Below are 3,426 nucleotides of genomic sequence, written 5' to 3' on the forward strand. Positions count from 1 at the left end.
TACATAATTAATATCACCACCACCAATATTTAAACCACGGTCATTAAATACAATATAAAAATTATAATAATCATTAATAGACTTCTTGCATAACCTAGTTATTTTAAAATTCCTATAATTTCTATTTTAAATATATTTTATAGGAATTTTAAAATAACTAGGTTATGCAAGAAGTCTAATATTTATCTACTTTATAATTAGCAATAAGTTTGTCTAGTTTATGAGCTAAAATTTTAGCTTCTGGATCAGAAACAATAATCGCAGCTTTAATTTTCTTATATTCTAAAACTGAGGTGGAAACAATAATCACTTCATTATTAAGATCATTGCCTTCATAATGATCACGTGCTGGTAAACGAATAATATCATTAGGATAATGAACATATTGTAACCCTGAGACAATAGCATCTGCTTTTGAAGTAATAACCATTAAACTACGATATTTAAATTTCGGGAAGATAATATCAATTGTAATTGCTTGTACTACGACAAATAAATATGAAGCAAATAAGGCAGGACCAAAGAAGTATTTAATTTTATGACTAGTGAAATCACTACCATATAAACCACCATCATCAATTTTAAAACCAAGGCATTGAATTTGATCAATATGTGCTGCTCAGTCTTTTCCAAAATAAATACTTGTTAATTCACTACGACTTAATATTGTTGTGTGAATTGCTAACATTACAACAATAATAATATAATTAACAATTCGATTATAATTAGCAATTGAAATTTTCTTTTTAGCTGAATAATAAGCAAAAACAAAATCAGTTCCAGCTGTTGATGCTCCCCCTTTATAAACTAAGCCATAAGCAATTCCATTTAAAATTCCTGCTACCGCTGCAAAAACAAATAATCAAATCTGGTACATTCCACCATAATTACTAAAAATATTTAAACTATTATAATTAACAATAAAAAATAATTCTTGCGGATTAATAACCGGGATATAAGCAAATGCAAAGTGAAAACCATTTTGCAAACCAATATAAACAATTGTACGAAGAGAAAAACGAAGTCCAACTTTAATGACGCCAAAAATAAATAATGGGATATTAAACACAAAATAAAAAACTCAGTACATACTTGTTTGCATTTGTAACTGATCTTGGTTTGGTCAAATCCCAACCGCAATTTCACGGGCAATCCCTCCAATTCCACTTGGAATAATCTCATTACTTGTTGTTGCTGCAATAAAGTAATCATAACTAGCCATTCCTAAAAAAGCAGCAAAAATAATATAAGCATAATCACGGAATAAACATGATTTAAAATAAGCTTTAAAACGTAAATTAAATTCTTTTCGTGAAATCCGTTCACGACTACGGGTTTTTCTTTCCGTTGTTTTTTCTTTCGGATAAAAATCTGATGGTTTGTTTATAATACTATCAGGGTTAACTCCAGTGTTGTTACTATCTCCTTCTGCTGTTAAGCTTTTTTCTTCGTTAACCATTTTTCGTTATTCCATGCCCTTTCTTAACCTTAATTATTACTAATAAGTATAACATTATTTAAAAAATAAAAAACAACCAAAAGGTTGTTTTTTAATAAAATTAATTAATTATTCACTTTTTAAACGAATTGTAACTTTGAATGAACCAACTTTGATTGGATCATAATCATTTCTTGTAATATCAACTACAGTATAATCTCGTTGTAACTTTTGGTTTAAAGTTCCAAATTTAACACCTCTGTTTGCTCCTTTGTTTGAAGGAATAAACACTGGAATTTTTCGATAATCTAATGCTGGAATTGTCATATAAACAACAATTTGTTGATATGGTGAGTCAACATCTTTCAATGCTTCATTTAAGTATTTAACAAATTCATTATTTACTAATTGTGTTCCAAAGTTTTTATCTTCCACAAATTCATGTGATTGATTTTGGGTAATGTAAAACGAAACTTTTGCGTCACAATTTACTAATAAGTATTTTTGTTGTACTGTTGCACCATTATATGTATATGATGATTTATCTTGACATTTTTCAGCAATTGCTGCTGCAATTTCATTTGCAACTGTTTCAATTTTATATAATTTTTCATTATTTAAATCATATTTTGCTGATTTATTTCATAATAATTCATCATCATTGACACGAACTTGTTCTAAAAATAATAATTTACGTAATCATTTTTTAGGAGCATTTTTTCATTCATCTTCCCCTAAAATTACTTTACTTGGTCCTTCTGCTTCTTTTGTTTTTGAACGCATTACTTGAATAATATCTAATGCAACAGGAGTTTTTTCTTGTTTATCAACTAACATTAATGAAGGCCCAAACCCTGATAATACTTTATGTGTATTTGGTTTAAATAATTTAATTCATTGGTCATGTTTAATTTCAAATAATTCATTAATTGAATCTAAATCATCTTGTGAAGATTGTGATAAATCAATAATATAATTTGAACTTAATAAGTTAAATAATCTTCTTAATAAATATTTTAATGTATTAACTGTTTCATACATTTTGAATTTATGAATTGGATCATTATCTCATGGTGATAATGCATTATTATAAATAATTTTTAAAGCAATATAATTAATACTTGATTTTTTAGCAACTTGTGCAATTGCCCCTGCTTCAGTATCAATTACATCAATAGTATGTCCATATTTATCAACCATTTCCTTAAATTGTTTTGAGTTATAAATCAGCATATCTGCTGTTCCAGTAACTCCTTCTGTTAACCCTAATTTAAAGTCTTTAACAACTTTAACGAATTCACCATCGAATTGGAATGATTCAGGTTCATTAACAATTTGTCCATATTTAATATCTTTAAAAACTGTTAAGTCAGCATCACGATAAATAAATTTTGTTGAGATTGTTGTGTCTCCTGTGTCATACTTATCGTTTGTTGACAATGCTAAGTCTACATTTAAAATTGTTTGTAAACCAGGATATTTTTCTAATAAGTAAGTAATTGCCATTGCAGCATTTGCTTTACCATATCCTACTGTTGCTATAATGAAAGTTTTTCCATGGTATTTAACATGTTGAATTACACAGTTCTTTCACCAATATTTTTTTACTGTTTTAATACTATGCTTATCTTTCATCGTGAAATATGCTGTTGAAATTACGCCGATCATTTATTTTCCACCTCTATTTTCATATTTAATTTCCAAAAATTGTTTATTTTTAGTGCATCTTACTATAATTAATATTTGATTATATGCAAAATACAACTATGACTATTGTATCGTATTTTATCTTAATTATCAATGACAAATATTAAAATGTTTAAAATTGTTAAAATTATAATAATTTTTTTGTTTTTTATTTTTAAAATAAATAAAAATTATTTTTTGTAATTAAATTTAAAATAAAAATTATTTTTATTAGAATTAAACATTAGACTTCTTGCATAACCTATTAAAATAATTGTAAATATTTTTAAAAAGATACTAAT

Annotated in this window: 2 protein-coding genes; both read right to left on the reverse strand. The window is 26.2% G+C overall.

The annotated features are described in order from the left end of the window. Positions 1-175: 175 nt before the first annotated feature. Positions 176-1,459, reverse strand: coding sequence for a YitT family protein (locus BST80_RS04630; protein WP_415746174.1), 1,284 nt, complete (start codon positions 1,457-1,459; stop codon positions 176-178). A 108-nt stretch (positions 1,460-1,567) separates the two neighbouring features. Further along, positions 1,568-3,106 carry a cytoskeletal motor fibril protein Fib gene (gene fib / locus BST80_RS04635; RefSeq protein ID WP_415746175.1) on the reverse strand — a complete coding sequence of 513 codons (1,539 nt, stop codon included), beginning with the start codon at positions 3,104-3,106 and terminating at the stop codon, positions 1,568-1,570. Between the last annotated feature and the right edge of the window lie 320 nt (positions 3,107-3,426).

It is taken from the genome of Spiroplasma sp. Moj (genome assembly GCF_016082285.1).
Lineage (GTDB): Bacteria > Bacillota_I > Bacilli_A > Mycoplasmatales > Mycoplasmataceae > Spiroplasma > Spiroplasma phoeniceum.